We start from the raw sequence: 16226 nt of genomic DNA on the forward strand, positions 1-16226 counted from the left end.
TCGGGAGAGGCCGACATGGAGCGCGACAGCACCGAAGCGGCGCCCGATGCGCCGACGGACCCCTTCGCCCTGCTGCCCCCCGACCTGACCGACGCACATCCTCCGCGCACCGCCCGGAGGATGCCGTGGCCGAGCATCCTCGTCGTCCTCGTCGCCCAGCTGGTCATCTCGATCGCCCTGATCACCCCCTCGACGTACTCGCTCGCCGTCTGGCTCGACGGGAACCTCCCCGAGACGAAGGACAGCCTGCTGGCGTTCGCGATCGGGGCGTCGAGCCTGGTCTCGATGCTCGTCGGCCCCGTCGTCGGGGCGATCAGCGATCGGACCCGCACGCGGTGGGGGCCTCGGCGGACCTGGCTCGTCGCCGGGCTCCTCATCGGCACCGTGGGATCGGCGATCCTCGTCACGACCGTCAGCCCGCTCCAGCTCGTGGTCGGATGGTCGATCGCCGCCGTGGGCTACGGCGTCTCGAACAACATCGTGCTGACACACCTCAGTGACCGCCTCGTCCCCGCGCAGCGGGGACTCGTGCTCGGCATGAGCAGCGCGGTCATCTACGTCGGCCCCGTCGCGGGCGTGCTCATCGCCGGCGCCGTCTCGGGGGCGCAGCCGCTGATGTTCGCGATCCCCGCGGCGGCCGCGCTCGTGGGCGGGGGGCTGCTCGCCGCGGTGATGACCGACCCGCCGCTCACCGGCCCCGTGCCCAGGCTCCCGATGCGCCGACTGCTCGACGGGTTCTGGTTCTCCCCCCGCCGCTACCCGCGATTCGGCTGGGTCTGGCTGAACCGCGCGATCTTCTTCGTCGGCGTCTCCTTCATGACGCTCTACACGGTGTTCTTCCTCTCCTCCGCGCTGCACCTCGACCCGGCCCGGATCGCACTCACCGCGTCGCTCGCCGGCGTCATCGGCATCGCCGCGTCGACGCTCGCCGGCACCGTCGCGGGAGCGCTGTCCGACCGGGCGAGCTCGCGCCTGCCGTTCATGGTCGCCGGCATCCTCCTGCTGTGCGTCGGGCTGCTCGTGATCGCGACCTCGACCACACTCCCGCAGTACCTCGTCGGCACCACCGTCAACGCGCTCGCGATGGGCGTCTACAGCGCGGTGGGGCAGGCGCTCCAGTTCGACGTGCTGCCCTCGGACGACGTGCAGAACGGCCGCTATCTCGCCATCCTCGGACTCGCGATGCAGATCCCGAACGCGATCGGCCCCTTCCTCGCGGCCGGCGTGCTCGCGCTCGGCGGCGGGCAGTACGCGTTCGTCTACGTCGCGGCCGCCGCGGTGGTCGCCGCCAGCATCCTCCCCCTGCTCGCGCTGCGCCGCCATCGGCGCGCGCACGCATCCGATCAGCCATCCGCCCCCGAACGCAGGAGAACCGCGTGACCTCGTACGACTTCAACGCCGACTGGACGGTCGGCCCCCAGGTGAGCGTCTTCAACAAGCTGATGGGCCCGTCGGCGGCCCAGCCGGTGACGCTCCCCCACGACGCCCTCATCTCGCAGGAGCGCTCGGCCTCGCATCGCGGGGGCGGCGCGTTCTTCCCCAGCGCGGCCTTCGAGTACCGCAAGACCGTCGAGGTGCCGGCCGAGTGGCGCGACCGCGCGGTGTGGCTCCGTTTCGACGGCGTCTACCGCGATGCCGTGGTGTTCGTCAACGACGCGCTCGCGGGGCATTGCGCGAACGGCTACGTCCCGTTCGACATCGACGTCTCGCCGTTCCTCCGCTACGGGCAGGAGAACGCGATCCGCGTCGAGGCGCGGACCCACGACGATTCGCGCTGGTACGCGGGAGCCGGCATCTACCGTGATGTCGTCCTCGAGGTCCGCGACCTCATCCACATCGAACCGGGCACCGCGCACATCAGCGCGACCGACATCGACGACGATCGCGCCGTGGTCGATGCACGCACGACCGTCGTGAACCGGACCAACGAGACGCGCACGGTACGCGCGCGGCTCACCGTGACCGACCGCGACGGCGTCGTCGTCGCCTCGGCCGACGATCCCGTGACCGTGATCGCGGGCGGTTCGATCGCCGTCCGCAGCCGTGGATTCCTCGAGTCGCCGCACCGCTGGGACATCGACGACCCCTACCTCTACCGCGCGACGGTCGAGCTCGTCGACGACGACGTCGTGATCGGCGAGGAGACGACCGACCTCGGGATCCGCACGCTGCAGCTCGACCCGCGCCGGGGCCTTCGCCTCAACGGCAAGACCGTGAAGCTCCGGGGCACCTGCCTGCACCACGACAACGGCATCCTCGGGACCGCATGCTTCGCCGACACGGAGATGCGCAAGATCCGCCTCCTGAAGGAGGCCGGCTTCACCGCCGTCCGCAGCGCGCACAACATGATGAGCACGGCGATGCTCCGCGCGTGCGACCGTCTCGGCATGATCGTGATGGACGAGGTCTACGACGTCTGGACGGTCCAGAAGTCGTCCTTCGACAGCTCGGTGAACTTCCTCGAGTCGTGGCGGCACGACGTCAGCGCGATGGTCAGGCGGGACCGGAACCACGCCTCGGTCGTCTTCTACTCGATCGGCAATGAGATCCCCGAGACGGGGAACGCGCACGGCGGGCGGATCAGCCGCGAGATGGCGGATCTCATCCGTGAGCTCGACCCGGCCCGCTACGTCACCAACGGCATCAACGGATTCGTCTCCGTGCTCGACGACGTGATCGCCCTGATGGCCTCGGGAGCGTTCGGGGGCGGCGCCGAGCAGAAGGAGTCCGGAGGCGTCAACGACGTCATGAGCTCGTCCGCCGACGGCATGAACCAGCTGAACCGGTCGGAGCTCGTCACCGCCAAGACCGAGGAGTCCTTCGCGGCGCTCGACGTCGCCGGACTCAACTACGGGGACGCCAGATACGCGATGGACGCCGAGCGCTTCCCGAACCGCGTCATCGTCGGCAGTGAGACGTACCCCGGCCGGATCGGCAGCAACTGGCCGCTCGTGCAGGAGCTCCCGCATGTGATCGGCGACTTCACCTGGACGGGGTGGGACTACCTGGGCGAGGTCGGCATCGGCCGCCCTCGCTGGGAGGGCGAGGACCTCCGGCTCGAGGCGGCCTACCCCTGGCTCACCGCGTGGTGCGGCGACATCGACATCACCGGGCGCCGACGCCCGGCGTCGTACTTCCGCGAGATCGTATTCGGGCTCAGGACCGATCCGTACATCACGGTGCGCAACCCCCTCACGCGCGAGCGCACGCAGCTCACGGGCACGTGGTCGTGGGCCGATGCGGAGAGCACGTGGTCGTGGGACGTGGAGGACGGCGCGGCGATGACCGTCGAGGTGTACGCCCCCGGCGACGAGGTCGAACTGTGGATCGGGGATCGTTCGCTGGGCCGTCGCCCGTCGGGCAGAGCCGTGGACTTCACCGCGTCGTTCGAGGTGCCGTTCGGCGCAGAGGACCTCACCGCCGTGTCGTACGCGGAGGGCGTCGAGACGGGGCGGAGCACGCTCCGCGCGGTGCGGGGCGAGGCCGCGGTGCGGATCCGTCCCGAGCAGACGTCGACGGCACTCGCACCGGGCGCGCTGCTGTTCGTGCCGATCGAGATCCAGGACGACGCCGGCACCGTCGTGACGCACGTCGATCGGACGATCGAGGTCAGCGTGAGCGGGGCCGCCGAACTGCTCGCCTTCGGCAGCGCCCGCCCGGACAACGGCGAGGGCTTCTCGTCCGACGCGCACCGTTCCTTCGGCGGCCGCGTGCTCGCCGTGCTGCGCCCCACCGGCGTCGGCAGCATCACCGTCGAGGCCCGCGCCGCGGGTCTCGGCATCGACTCGATCGAGCTGGAGGTCACCGCATGAGCACCCCGATCATCCCCGGGTTCCACCCCGACCCCTCGATCTGCCGGGTGGGCGACACGTACTACATCGCGACCTCGAGCTTCGAGTACTCGCCGGGAGTGCCTATCCACCGCAGCGCCGACCTGCTGCACTGGGAGCTCGTCGGCAACGCCCTCGACCGCGACTCCCAGCTGCGGCCCTCCGCCGGTGCGAAGGACAGCGGGATCTACGCCCCGACCCTGCGTCACCACGACGGGCGGTTCTGGCTGACGACGACCGACACCTCCCGCCCCTTCGACGGCCAGCTGATCGTGCACGCGGCGTCCGCCGAAGGCCCCTGGTCCGAGCCCGCCTTCGTCCCCGCGGCGGTCGGGATCGACCCGGATCTGGTGTGGGACGAGGAGGGCACCGCCCACCTGAGCTGGCGCTCCTTCCATCCCGACCTCGACGGCATCGCGTCCCTGCCGATCGACCCGATGACGGGTGAGGCGCGGGGCGAGGCGCGCCTCCTCTGGGCGGGCACCGGCCTTCCCCACATCGAAGCGCCGCACCTGTACCGGATCGACGGCTGGTGGTACCTCATGGTCGCCGAGGGCGGCACCGAGCGGGGTCACGTCGTCTCGATCGCACGCTCGCGCACCATCCACGGCGAGTACGAGGCGTGCCCCGCCAACCCGATCCTCACGCACCGCAGCACAGCGCACCCGGTGCAGAACACGGGCCACGCCGATCTCGTCGAGAACCCCGACGGCTCCTGGTCCGTCGTCTACCTCGGAGTGCGCCCCCGCGGCAAGACACCGGCCTTCCATGTGAACGGACGCGAGACCTTCCTCGCCGGCGTCGACTGGGTCGACGGATGGCCGCGGATCGACGAGGGCCGATACGCCGTCCCCGCGACCGATCACTCCTTCACCGACGATCTCACCGCCGCATCGCTGCACCCCCGGTGGATCGCTCCCGGCGCGCTCGCGACGTCGTTCACCGCGACCGGTGAGCGCGGAGCCCTGCTGACATACTCCGCCGAGCGGCTCTCGCCGTCGATCCTCGCCACGCGGGCCCTCGACGGACTGTGGTCGGCCGAGATCGAGCTCGAGGACATCGACGGCCACGTCCGCGTCCTCGTCCGTCATGACGACACCCACTGGTACGGCGTCGACCTCGTCGCCGACGGTGCCGAGAGCACCCTCGCGATCGGCCCCGCCGTCGCGCACCCGCGCAGGGCCGCCGTCGACGCCCGCGGACGCGTGACCGTCGGCATCCGGGTGCGGCATCGCCCGGCCCCGCAGCCGTACGGCGCGAACCCCGAGCCCGACATGGTCGGCTTCACCGTGCGCTCGGGCGACGGCGAGACGGTCGATCTCGGCGAGTACGACGGACGTTACCTGTCGACGGAGGTCGCGGGAGGGTTCACCGGACGCGTCTGGGGGATCGAGATCCTCGGCGGCACGGCGCGGGTCACGGCGGTGCGCTACGCGTCGCACCCCGGCGACGAGGCCTGAGACGGTGAGCATCCTCCCGCCCTCCCGCCGCCCTCTCGGGCGGTCCGGCCTGTCGGTGTCGCCCCTCACGCTCGGAGCGTGGAAGTGGGGCTTCTCGCCGTTCTTCCCCGATGAGGAGACCGGCGACGAGCACGATGCCCGCATCGGGGCCCTGGCCGACGCGTTCCTCCGCGGCGAGCTCCCCAGCACGACGCTCGACACCTCGAACACATACGGCGACTCGCGCTCGGAGGCCCTCATCGGGGAGGCCCTGCGCCGTGTCGGCGGGGTGCCCGAGGGGGTCGTCGTGCAGACGAAGCTCGATCGGCACCCCGAGACCGGGGACTTCTCCGCCGCACGGATGCGCGAGTCGCTCAGCGAATCGCTCGACCGCCTGGGACTCGAGACCCTGCCTCTGCTCTACCTCCACGACCCGGAGCACATCGGCTTCGAGGCCGCGATGGCGGCGGGAGGCCCGGTCGACGCGCTCGTGGCGATGAAGGAGGCCGGTCTCGTCGAGAGCATCGGCATCTCGGGAGGACCGGTCGACATGCTCGACCGTTTCGTGCGCACGGACCTCTTCGACGCGCTCATCACCCACAACCGGTTCACACTCGTCAACCGCGCGGCGGACGGCCTGCTCGACACGGCCGCGGAGCACGGTCTCGGGATCATGAACGCGGCGCCGTACGGCGCCGGCGTCCTCACCGGGCATCCGCGGTACCGCGAGATGTACGCCTACGGCCGCATCGGTCGCGACACGGCACGCGCCGTCGCGCTCCTCGACGACCTCTGCACCGCGGCCGGGGTGCCGCTCGCCGCCCTCGCCCTGCAGTTCAGCCTGCGGGATCCCCGCATCCACAGCACCATCGTCGGGGTCTCGGACGTCGGGCGCGCCCGCGAGCTCGAGACGCTCGCCTCGTTCCCCATCGAGCAGGCGCTGCGCGACGAGGTCGAGGGCGCCCTCGCGGGCCTCCTCACCACCACCGACATCTGACGACTCCGCCGAGTCGTCCTCTTCGAAGGATCCGCCATGACGATCACGCCCGCCCCCGAGACCACTCCGGCGTCGGTCTCCGCGCTCACGCTGGAGGAGAAGGCGTCCCTCGGCAGCGGCGCCGCCTTCTGGACGACGAAGGCCGTCGGGTCCGTGCCCCGGCTGCTCCTGACCGACGGGCCGCACGGCGTGCGCAAGCAGATCGCCGCGGACGACCACCTCGGCATCGCGCCGAGCGCGCCCGCCACCTGCTTCCCTCCAGCGGCGGGCCTCGCCCAGAGCTGGGATCCCGCGCTGGTCGAGCGCGTCGGCGCGGCGCTCGGCGTCGAGGCCGCAGAGCGCGGCGTGAACGTGCTGCTCGGGCCGGGGGTCAACATCAAGCGCGACCCCCGCTGCGGGCGCAACTTCGAGTACTTCTCGGAGGACCCGGTGCTCAGCGGCGACCTGGGCGCCGCGTGGATCCGAGGCGTGCAGAGCGAGGGGGTGGCCGCGTCGGTCAAGCACTTCGCCGCCAACAACGCCGAGCACGACAGGATGCGCGCGAGCTCCGACGTCGAGCCGCGCGCACTGCGGGAGATCTACCTGCGGTCGTTCGAACGGGCCGTCCGCGGCGGGCAGCCGTGGACGGTGATGTGCTCGTACAACCGGATCGACGGGGTGTTCGCGGCCGAGAACCGCTGGCTGCTCACCGACGTCCTGCGCGGCGAGTGGGGTTTCGACGGGGCGGTGGTGAGCGACTGGGGGGCCGTGACCGACCGCGTCGCCTCCGTGCGGGCAGGGCTCGACCTCGAGATGCCCGCGCGTGCCGGGAGCGACGACCAGGTCGTCGCCGCGGTCCGCGACGGCTCGCTGAGCGAGGAGAAGGTCGATCTGGCGGCCCGGCGCGTGGCCGCGCTCGCGCACCGCGCCCGTCCGCGGCGGCCCGAGCGGGAGGACGCCTCCCGCGCCTCCCACCACGACCTGGCCCGCGAGGCCGCGGAGCGCAGCATCGTCCTGCTGAAGAACGACGGGGATGTCCTGCCGCTCTCCCGGTCAGGACGCATCGGCGTCATCGGCGAGTTCGCCGCCACGCCCCGGTTCCAGGGCGGCGGCAGCTCGCGCATCAACCCGATCCGGGTCGACGACGCACTGTCCGCGATCCGACAGGCCGCCGGCGATGCCGAGGTCCACTACGCGCAGGGGTTCTCCACCTCGACCGACGAAGCCGCCGACGACGGGGCACAGCTCGACGCCGCCGTCCGACTCGCCGAGGCGAGCGATGTCGTCGTCGTCTTCCTCGGGCTCGGCGACCACGACGAGTCGGAGGGGTTCGACCGCGACCACATCGAGCTGCCGCCGGTGCAGCTCCGCCTGCTCGCCCGGGTCGCCACCGCGAACGCGCGGATCGTCGCCGTCCTCACGCACGGCGGCGTCGTGCGACTCGCGCCGGTGACCGCGGCCGCCTCTGCGGTCCTCGACGGCGCGCTGCTCGGCGAGGCCGGCGGATCGGCGCTGGCCCGCGTGCTCTTCGGCGAGGTGAACCCCGCGGGCCGCCTCGCCGAGACGGCCCCGATCCGCCTCGAGGACTCCCCGTCCTTCCTGTCCTTCCCGGGAGAGCACGGCCACGTCTCGTACGGCGAGGGCGTCTTCGTGGGCTACCGATGGTACGACGCGCGGAGGCTGGACGTCGAGTTCCCGTTCGGGCACGGGCTGTCGTACACGTCGTTCGACCACCGTGACCTGCGCCTCGAGCACACGGCGACGGGCGTGCGGGCCGTCGTGTCGATCACGAACACCGGCGCGCGCGCCGGTCGCGAGGTCGTGCAGCTCTACACCGCGCTGTCGGACACCCGCGTCTCCCGGGCACCGCGCGAGCTCCGGGCGTTCGGCGTCGTCGACCTGGAGCACGGCGAGAAGCAGGATGTCGTGCTGGATGTCGACATCGCCGCGCTGGCTCACTGGGATCGGCGCGTCGAGGGCTGGGTCGTCGAGGGCGGCCGCTACCTGGTCGAGGTCGGGGCGTCGAGCCGCGACATCCGCGTCTCCGGCACGATCACCGTCGACCGTCGCGGCGACCGCCCGGCGTTCACCGCGGAGTCCACGATCTCCGAGATCTCGGAGCATCCCGCCGGAGCCGGGATCCTCTCGGCCCTCCTGGGGGGCTCGCGATCCGACGACGCCGCCGGGCAGGAGCTGGGGATGGATCTCGCAAGGATGCTCGCCTCGTTCCCGCTCAACCGGCTCGGGCCGTTCGGGACCCCGGAGGGCGCCGGTCGGCTCGAGCAGGTGCTCACCGCCCTGAACAGCGAGGACTGAGTCGAGGGCGCCGGCGGCCCTCCGGCGCCCTCGACTTCGCGATGTCAGCGCAGCGGCGCCGCCATGTCGACGTCCTCGGGCAGCTCCGCCCCCTCGCCGATCGGGGAGCCGAACGCCTGCACGACCCGCTCCGCACCCCAGTGCCGCCAGCCGGGATCGCCGTCGTGGACGAAACGCGCCCAGGCGCGCATCATGTCGCGCGAGACGGCGTGGCGCTGCAGGCCACGTCCGGTGAGCGGGATGCGTCCGACCGTGCCGAACACGTACGCGAGCTCCAACGAGTGGCATGCGCCGAGGAGTCCGTCGAGGACCTCGGTGGGCTGCTGGAACTCGTACGCCCAGACTCCCGCGGCCTTCGCGGAGGCGAGATCGGCGACATCGCGCGAGGGGCCGATGAAGGTGAGCCAGCTCATCCGGCGACCGAGCAGCAGGTGGGGCGCCTCGTGCGGATGCCGGGCAGCGAGATCGGCGTAGGTCACGCCGTCGATGTGCGCGAGGGCGTCGACCCTCTCGGCGGCTCGGGCGGCGGTCAGGTCGGCCGTGAAGTCGGGCTCGGCGGAGAGCAGGAACGTCGCCTCGTGGCTGGTCCAGCCCACCAGGAGCTCCTTGCCTCGCAGCCCCTCGGACGCCTCGTCGCCGAACGCGTCGCCCGGCAGGTCGACCGGGTCGAGGCACGGGCCGAAGCCGGTCACCGCGGCGAAGTCCGGCTTCTCGTCGCGGTTCGGGAAGAACCCCTGCGTGCGCAGCCCCGCCTGCACGGCGAGCAGACGCTCCAGCGGCAGCCGGCGCAGGTCGGCCACGGTGTCGACTCCGGCATCGGCGAGCGCGCGCTCGGCGACCGCCGCCGAGCTCTCGGGCCGCGCGGGCTTGCCGAACGGCCCGCTCATCATGATCGCCCGTGAGAAGAGCTCTCGTGCCTTCGGCATCGCCGTCAGCGCGGCGACCTTTCCACTGCCGCCCGACTGGCCGCACACGGTCACGCGCGCGGGATCCCCGCCGAACGCGGCGATGTTGCGCTGCACCCACTCCAGGGCGGCGACGATGTCGAGCATCCCGGCGTTGGCCGACCCGGCCTCGCCCTGCGCCCGCAGGTCGAGGAAGCCGAGCAGGCCGAGTCGGTGGGTGACGGTCACGACGACCATGTCGGCCGCGGTCGCCAGAAGGTCGCCGTTGAACGACATCTCGTTGCCGGAGCCGAAGCCGAAGCCGCCGCCGTGGAACCAGACGAGGACCGGCAGCGACCGACCGTCGCGGTCGGACGGCGTCCACACGTTGACCCGCAGGCAGTCCTCCGAGATCGCGCCGCTCTCGACCGGAGACGCGCCCCGGGGCATGAGCAGCGACAGCACGGGGCCGAGCAGGGCGGGAGCGCTGAGACGAAGATCGGGCTGCGGGGCCGACGGCCCGAAGACCAGTGCGTCGCGGACCCCCTCCCACGCCTCGACCGGCTGCGGCGCCCGGAACCGGTTCTCTCCCGAGGTGTCGGCCCCGTAGGGGATGCCGAGGAAGCGGTCGGCGCCGGCGATGCGCACTCCGCGCAGCTCGCCGTGCTCGACGGTCGCGTGCACATGGGACATGGGGTGTTCCTCTCGTTCGTCCGCGTCGACGTCGACGCGGGGTCGTGGCCCGCCGTGGGCGGTCCGGGGCCGTTCAGGCGTCGAGCACGGTCACCGCGTCGTCGACCACGGCACGGTCGGTGCGGAAGCGGTTCGCCGGGTGGGCCTCGTCGGCCAGGCCGAAGGAGATCGCGCAGACGACGAGACGGTCATCGGGGATGCCGAGCTCCGCGCGCACCTCGTCGGAGTGCATCGCGATCGCCGCCTGCGGGATCGTCGCGACCCCGAGCGCGGTGGCGGCGGCGACGAAGTTCGCGACGTAGCCGCCGCAGTCGACCGCCCCGTACACCCCCTGGTCGGCGTCGCTGGTCACGATCGCCACGTGCGGGGCGTCGAAGAACGCGAAGTTGCGCAGCATCTGCCGCTGCCGACCCTCGAGGTCGGCGCGCTCGATGCCCAGGCTCTCGTACAGTGCGAAGCCGGCGGCCCTGCGCCGCTCCTGGAAGACCCCCCGGTATGCCGCGGGCGGGGCGAGGTCGGAGACCGGCTCCCTCTCGCGCGCGGCCTCGTCCAGTCGGGCGGCGAGGCGATCACGGGCGGCCCCGGAGAGGAGGTAGACGTGCCACGGCTGGGTGTTGCACCAGGACGCGGTGCGCTGGGCGAGCTCGAGGATCCGCTCGATCGTCTCCTCGGCGACCCGTTCGGCGCGGAAGGCGCGGCAACTGTACCGTTCTCGCAGGATGCGCTCGAGCGCGGCTCCCGCGCCCGGCCCGACGGCGTCGGTCATGACGGCACCAGCACGTGCTTGCCGACCGCGTCGCGACCCGAGATCAGCGCGAGCACCCGCCCGGCCTCGGCGAGCGGCGCGGCGGTCGGTCGCGCCGGCTGCAGCTCACCGCTCGCGAAGAGCGCGAGCAGCTGCTCCAGCAGCGCGACGTTGCGCACCCGCCCCCCGGGTCGGCGGATCCAGTCGCCCCAGTCCACCCCGATCACGCTGCGATTGCTCAGCAGGACCTGGTTGACGGGCAGCCGGGGGATGCCGCCGGAGGCGAATCCGAGCACCAGCAGTCGACCGCCCTCGCCGAGAGCGCGGAGCGCCTGCTCGGTCGCCTCCCCGCCGACCGGATCGATGACGATGTCGGCCCCACTGCCGGTCGCGGCGCGGATGCCCTGTTTGAGCTCGTCGTAGCCGATCGCGGCCTCGGCGCCACGGGCGAGCGCCGCCTGTCGCTTCTCGTCGGACGAGGCGACCGCCACGATCCGCGCACCGCGGCTGCGGGCGATGTCGATCGCAGCCGAGCCGATCCCGCCGGCGGCCCCGAGCACGACGACCCGATCCCCCGGCTCGATGGAGACCCGGTGCGTCGCCGCGAACAGGACCGTCAGGTAGCTCTCGATCGCCGCGGCGAGGGGCACAGGGTCGACGCCGTCCGGCACGATCGCCAGGCCGTCCGCGGGCAGGACGACGTGCGTGCTGAACGCTCCGCCGAGACCGTCGAGCACGGCGGCGACCACCGAGCCGAGCATCGTGTCGGGGGCTCCGTACCCCACCGCGACCACGGTGCCGACGAGGCAGTTGCCCGGCGTGAAGGGCAGGTCGGGGGAGACCTGGTATCCCCCGCGGACGACGAGTGCGTCGACGAAGCTCACCCCCGCGGCGAGGAGCTCGACCACCACCTCGCCCGATGCCGGCGAGGGCACGGGTTCACGCCGGGCCTCCAGCTCTGCCCCCTCGCCCAGGGCCGTGCACACCATCCGGGTCATCGCCCGCGTCGCCGTCTGCGCCGTCTGCGCCGTCATCCGTCCATCCCTCGTCATCTCCGTCACACCCTCTCGTCCGTGTCTGCCTCGACAGGCACCCGCGGCGCCCAGCGCGGCTCTCGCTTCTCGAGGAAGGCCGCGACACCCTCGTAGCGGTCCGGCGAGTCCTCGATCCGCGCGAGCGCGGACGCCGTCGCGCTCCAGCCCGCCTCCGTGCGATCGGCCTCGACCGCCCGGAGCGCGTCGAGCACCGCCGCGACGGCGGAGGGCGAGTTCGAGACGACCTCGTCGGCGAGCGCGAGAGCACCGTCGAGCGCGGCACCGTCCGCGACGACCTCGTTCACGAGACCCCGCGCGTGCGCGTCGGTCGCGTCCAGCGGACGCCCGGTCAGCGCGAGCCGCCGGGCGGCGACCATGGGCAGCGACTCGGACGTGCGGAACAGTCCGCCGCAGGTCGGCACGACACCGCGGGACACCTCGGGAAGGCCGAAGCGGGCGGATGCGCCCGCCACCACCATGTCGCAGGCGAGCACGAGCTCGAACCCGCCGCCGAGTGCGGCGCCCTCGACCGCGGCGATGAGCGGGGTGCGGCGGGGCCGTCTGATGAGCCCGTACTCGCCGCCGCGCGCGGTCGGGGGCCCCGCACCCTCTGCGAGATCGGTTCCCGCGGAGAACACGGTCGCGCCGCCGGTCAGGACACCGCAGCGGAGGTCGGGATCGCGATCGAGGAGGTCGAGCGCCTCATCCAAGGCGGCGGTCATGCTCGCGTCGATCGCGTTGCGCTTGTCGACCCTGGTCATGGTGATGACCAGGGTGCGTCCGCGCACCTCGAGAGAGACACGGGCCTCGTCGGGGATCCTGTCGTCGTCGGCGGTCACGGCGCCAGCCTAGGTCATTTAGCGTACGTTCGCTAGACATGCTCCTGATCCGTTGCCCGGACGCACGGCGAGGTTGACAAGGGCGTCCCGGTCGGGGCACCCTGCTCTTAGTTAACGCCCACTCAGTAGGGCGTGCTCGCGCATCGTCGACACGCGATGCCGCGCCGGTGCACGATGGACGTGCACTTCCAGGCTCATGAACGGACATGGCCGAAGGAACGGAGTCATCGATGACCTACCCCGGAGCGCACCCCGCCGAGCGTACGGCGATCCTGCACGCCGACACCGGGCGCACCGTCACCTTCGGAGAGCTCGACAGCCGCTCGGACGCCCTCGCACGGTTCTTCCGCGATGCCGGCGTGGCCCGCGGCGACACGGTCGCGTTCCTCGCCGACAACGTGCCGGAGGTGTTCGAGCTCTACTGGGCGGCCCACCGCTCGGGTCTGTACGTCACGGGGCTGAACCACCACCTCACGCCCGCGGAGATCGGCGCGATCCTCGTCGACAGCGACGCCAAGGCGCTCGTCGTCTCGCCGGCCCGCGGCGAACTGGCCGCGGCCGCCCTGCGCACCGCGCCCGCCGTGGGCATCACCCTGACGACCGACGACGGGGCCGGGGGCACGGGGACGTACGAGCAGGCGATCGTCGCCGGCGCCGCCGCCGCGCCGCTGACCTCGCAGCCACTCGGCGCGACCATGCTCTACTCCTCCGGCACGACGGGCCGCCCCAAGGGCATCCGTCCGCCGCTCAGCGGGCGACAGGTCGACGAGCCCGGCGATACGGTTGTCGCGATGGCGTCGTCGCTGTACGGCATCGACGAGTCGACCGTCTACTACTCCCCTGCGCCAGTCTACCATGCGGCGCCGCTGCGCTGGGTGCCCGCGGTGAACGCCCTCGGCGGCACCGTCGTGCTGCGCGACCGGTTCGACGCCGAGCAGACGCTGCGCGACATCGAGGAGTACCGCATCACGGCGGGACAGTTCGTGCCGACGATGTTCGTGCGACTGCTGAAGCTGCCCGAGGAGGTGCGGCGGTCCGCCGATGTGTCGAGCATGCGCACCGCCATCCATGCCGCGGCATCCTGCCCGGTGGAGGTGAAGCAGCGGATGCTGGACTGGTGGGGCGATGTCGTGTACGAGTACTACTCCTCGACCGAGCTCAACGGCGTCAGCGCGATAGACCCGGCGACCTGGCGCGCGCACCCCGGATCCGTGGGGCGCGCGATCGTCGGGACCCCGCATGTGTGCGACGAGACAGGCGCGGAACTGCCCGCCGGCGAGGCGGGGCTGCTGTACTTCGAACGCGATGCGGTCGCCTTCGAGTACCACCGCGATCCCGAGAAGACACGTGCGGCCCAGCATCCGTCGCACGAGCTGTGGACCACGACGGGAGACGTCGGCTACCTCGATGAGGACGGCTTCCTCTATCTCACCGACCGCCGCGCCTTCACGATCATCTCGGGGGGAGTGAACATCTACCCGCAGGAGATCGAGAACGCCCTCGCCCTGCATCCGGCGATCCTCGACGCCGCCGTGATCGGCCTCCCCGACGAGGAGTGGGGGCAGTCCGTGACGGCCGTCGTGCAGCCGGCGCCGACGGCGACCCCCTGCCCCGAGCTCGCCGAGGAGATCGTGACGTTCCTGGGCGAGCGGATCGCGCGCTTCAAGGTGCCCCGGCGCGTGCTGTTCACCGACGACCTGCCCCGCACGCCCACCGGCAAGCTCGTCAAGGGCGCGCTCGTCGAGCGGTACTCCACGGCCGCGCCCTGACGTCGAGCGCGACGCCCGGCGCGGCTCAGCCGCGCCCGGCCGGAAGGTCGCGGAACGCCGGCCGCCGCTTCTCGGAGAACGCCAGAGCGCCCTCGGCGAAGTCCGATGCGCCGAGCAGGGCGATCTGCCCCTCGCGCTCCCGGGCGAACGCCGCGCCGAGCGCGTCGAGCGTGGCCGCGTTGACCGCCCGCTTGGTGCGGGCGAACGCGGCGGCCGGGCCGGCGCGGAACACCCCGACGACCTCGGCCACCGCCGCATCGAGTTCGAGGGGCGCGACGACCCGGGCGACGAGCCCCCGCCTCTCGGCTTCGCACGCGTCGAGCCGCTCCGCCAGCAGCGCGAGCCGCATCGCCTCCGCCCGGCCGACGGAGGCGGCCACGATCGCCGTCGCGCCGCCGTCGGGCATCAGGCCGACCCTGGTGAAGGCGAGCTGGAAGTAGGCTCCCTCCGCGGCGATCACGACGTCGGCGGCGAGCGCGAGGGGCACGGCGACGCCGGCGCACGCGCCCTCGACGACGGCGACCACCGGCACCGGATGCGCGAGCACCGAGGCGACGAGGCGGTTCGCCGCATCGATCGTGCGCCCCGCGACCACCGGGTCGGTGAGTGCGTCGGCGGCGCCGAGGTCGATGCCGGCGCTGAACGCCGCCTCGTCGCCGCGCAGGACGACGGCCCTCGTGCCGCCGGGCAGGTCGTCCAGCGCATCGGCGATCGCCGCGAGCAGCCCCTCGTCGACGGCGTTGCGGCGCTCGGGGCGCCGGATGCGGATGGTCGTGACGCCCGCGGAATCCGCGACCTCGAGTCCGGTGATGGTGTTCGTCGTCATCGGTCGTCTCCCTCGACTGTTGCGATGAGTGGTGGCTACGGCTAGGTTAGCGAACGCTAGGTATTCTCACTAGCGGATGTATCGCGCACCGTTGCCGACGAAGGGACTCCCATGGACATCACCGAACAGGTCGCACTGGTCACGGGAGGAGCCTCGGGGCTCGGACTGGCCACGACGAGGGCGCTGCGCGCCGCGGGAGCGAGGGTCGTGATCGTCGACCTGCCCCGCTCGCCGGGCGCACAGCTGCAGGACGCGGATCCCGACGGCATCCGCTTCGCGCCCGCCGACGTCCGCGACGAGGCGCAGGTCTCCGCGGCCCTCGACATCGCCGCGGAGCTCGGCGATCTGCGCGTCGCCGTCAACTGCGCCGGCACCGGCGACGCGATCAAGGTGGTCGGCAAGCAGGGCCCCTACCCGCTGGACGCGTTCCAGCGGGTGATCGACATCAACCTCGTGGGGTCCTTCAACGTCATCCGCCTCGCGGCGGAGCGGATGCAGCGGCTCGACCTGCGCGGCGAGGAGCGCGGCGTGATCGTGAACACCGCCTCGGTCGCGGCATACGAGGGCCAGATCGGGCAGGCGGCCTACTCGGCCTCGAAGAGCGGCGTGGTCGGGCTGACCCTGCCCGTGGCCCGCGAGCTGGCCGCGACGCAGATCCGCGTGAACACGATCGCCCCCGGCCTCTTCGACACGCCCCTGCTCGCCTCCCTGCCCGAGGCGGCGCGGGAGTCGCTCGGCAGCCAGGTGCCGCATCCGAGCAGGCTGGGATCCCCCGACGAGTACGCCGCGCTCGTCGCCCACATCGTGGCGAATCCGATGATCAACGGCGAGACGATCCGCGTGGACGGCGCCATCCGCATGGCGGCCCGGTAGAG

12 protein-coding genes are annotated in these 16226 nt (G+C 72.3%); 7 read left to right on the top strand and 5 right to left on the bottom strand.

The features are described 5' to 3' along the window. Positions 1-15: 15 nt before the first annotated feature. The 5 genes from AB0N61_RS03660 to AB0N61_RS03680 are packed head-to-tail and all read left to right on the top strand — an operon-like array spanning position 16 to position 8561. Positions 16-1380 carry an MFS transporter gene (locus AB0N61_RS03660; protein WP_363361800.1) on the top strand — a complete coding sequence of 455 codons (1365 nt, stop codon included), beginning with the start codon at positions 16-18 and terminating at the stop codon, positions 1378-1380. Then, entirely contained in the window at positions 1377-3812 is a 2436-nt protein-coding gene (locus AB0N61_RS03665) for a glycoside hydrolase family 2 TIM barrel-domain containing protein (RefSeq protein WP_363361802.1), read from the top strand. The genes AB0N61_RS03660 and AB0N61_RS03665 overlap by 4 nt, the downstream gene beginning before the upstream one ends. Next, complete coding sequence (locus AB0N61_RS03670; RefSeq protein ID WP_363361804.1) at positions 3809-5290, top strand: glycoside hydrolase family 43 protein; 1482 nt, start codon at positions 3809-3811, stop codon at positions 5288-5290. Before AB0N61_RS03665 ends, AB0N61_RS03670 begins: the two co-directional genes overlap by 4 nt. Positions 5291-5294: 4 nt before the next feature. Next, on the top strand, positions 5295-6266 hold the full coding sequence (locus AB0N61_RS03675; RefSeq protein WP_363361805.1) for an aldo/keto reductase: 972 nt from the start codon (positions 5295-5297) through the stop codon (positions 6264-6266). 36 nt (positions 6267-6302) lie between these two features. Then, entirely contained in the window at positions 6303-8561 is a 2259-nt protein-coding gene (locus AB0N61_RS03680; protein WP_363361807.1) for a glycoside hydrolase family 3 C-terminal domain-containing protein, read from the top strand. 44 nt (positions 8562-8605) lie between these two features. Here AB0N61_RS03680 and AB0N61_RS03685 read toward each other — a convergent pair whose 3' ends face one another. From AB0N61_RS03685 to AB0N61_RS03700, 4 genes are all read right to left on the bottom strand, one after another. Continuing rightward, positions 8606-10138 (bottom strand): carboxylesterase family protein, encoded by a 1533-nt coding sequence (locus tag AB0N61_RS03685; RefSeq protein ID WP_363361808.1) that lies wholly within the window; start codon positions 10136-10138, stop codon positions 8606-8608. Positions 10139-10211: 73 nt separating this feature from the next. Then, on the bottom strand, positions 10212-10904 hold the full coding sequence (locus tag AB0N61_RS03690; protein WP_363361809.1) for a nitroreductase: 693 nt from the start codon (positions 10902-10904) through the stop codon (positions 10212-10214). Beyond that, positions 10901-11917 (bottom strand): zinc-binding dehydrogenase, encoded by a 1017-nt coding sequence (locus AB0N61_RS03695; RefSeq protein ID WP_363361810.1) that lies wholly within the window; start codon positions 11915-11917, stop codon positions 10901-10903. The genes AB0N61_RS03690 and AB0N61_RS03695 overlap by 4 nt, the downstream gene beginning before the upstream one ends. A gap of 23 nt (positions 11918-11940) precedes the next feature. Beyond that, the gene (locus tag AB0N61_RS03700) at positions 11941-12756 is read right to left on the bottom strand and encodes an enoyl-CoA hydratase-related protein (RefSeq protein ID WP_363361811.1); all 816 of its coding nucleotides are present in this window, start codon (positions 12754-12756) and stop codon (positions 11941-11943) included. A 230-nt stretch (positions 12757-12986) separates the two neighbouring features. Between AB0N61_RS03700 and AB0N61_RS03705 the strand changes: the two genes are divergently transcribed. Beyond that, on the top strand, positions 12987-14525 hold the full coding sequence (locus AB0N61_RS03705) for an acyl-CoA synthetase (RefSeq protein WP_363361813.1): 1539 nt from the start codon (positions 12987-12989) through the stop codon (positions 14523-14525). A gap of 25 nt (positions 14526-14550) precedes the next feature. Here AB0N61_RS03705 and AB0N61_RS03710 read toward each other — a convergent pair whose 3' ends face one another. Then, a complete protein-coding gene (locus AB0N61_RS03710) occupies positions 14551-15351 on the bottom strand; it encodes an enoyl-CoA hydratase-related protein (protein ID WP_363361814.1) in 801 nt (266 codons plus the stop codon). Between the two features lie 111 nt (positions 15352-15462). Between AB0N61_RS03710 and AB0N61_RS03715 the strand changes: the two genes are divergently transcribed. After that, positions 15463-16224 carry a 3-hydroxyacyl-CoA dehydrogenase gene (locus tag AB0N61_RS03715; RefSeq protein WP_363361815.1) on the top strand — a complete coding sequence of 254 codons (762 nt, stop codon included), beginning with the start codon at positions 15463-15465 and terminating at the stop codon, positions 16222-16224. Positions 16225-16226: the final 2 nt, after the last annotated feature.

Source organism: Microbacterium sp. NPDC089320 (genome assembly GCF_040684875.1).
GTDB lineage: Bacteria > Actinomycetota > Actinomycetes > Actinomycetales > Microbacteriaceae > Microbacterium.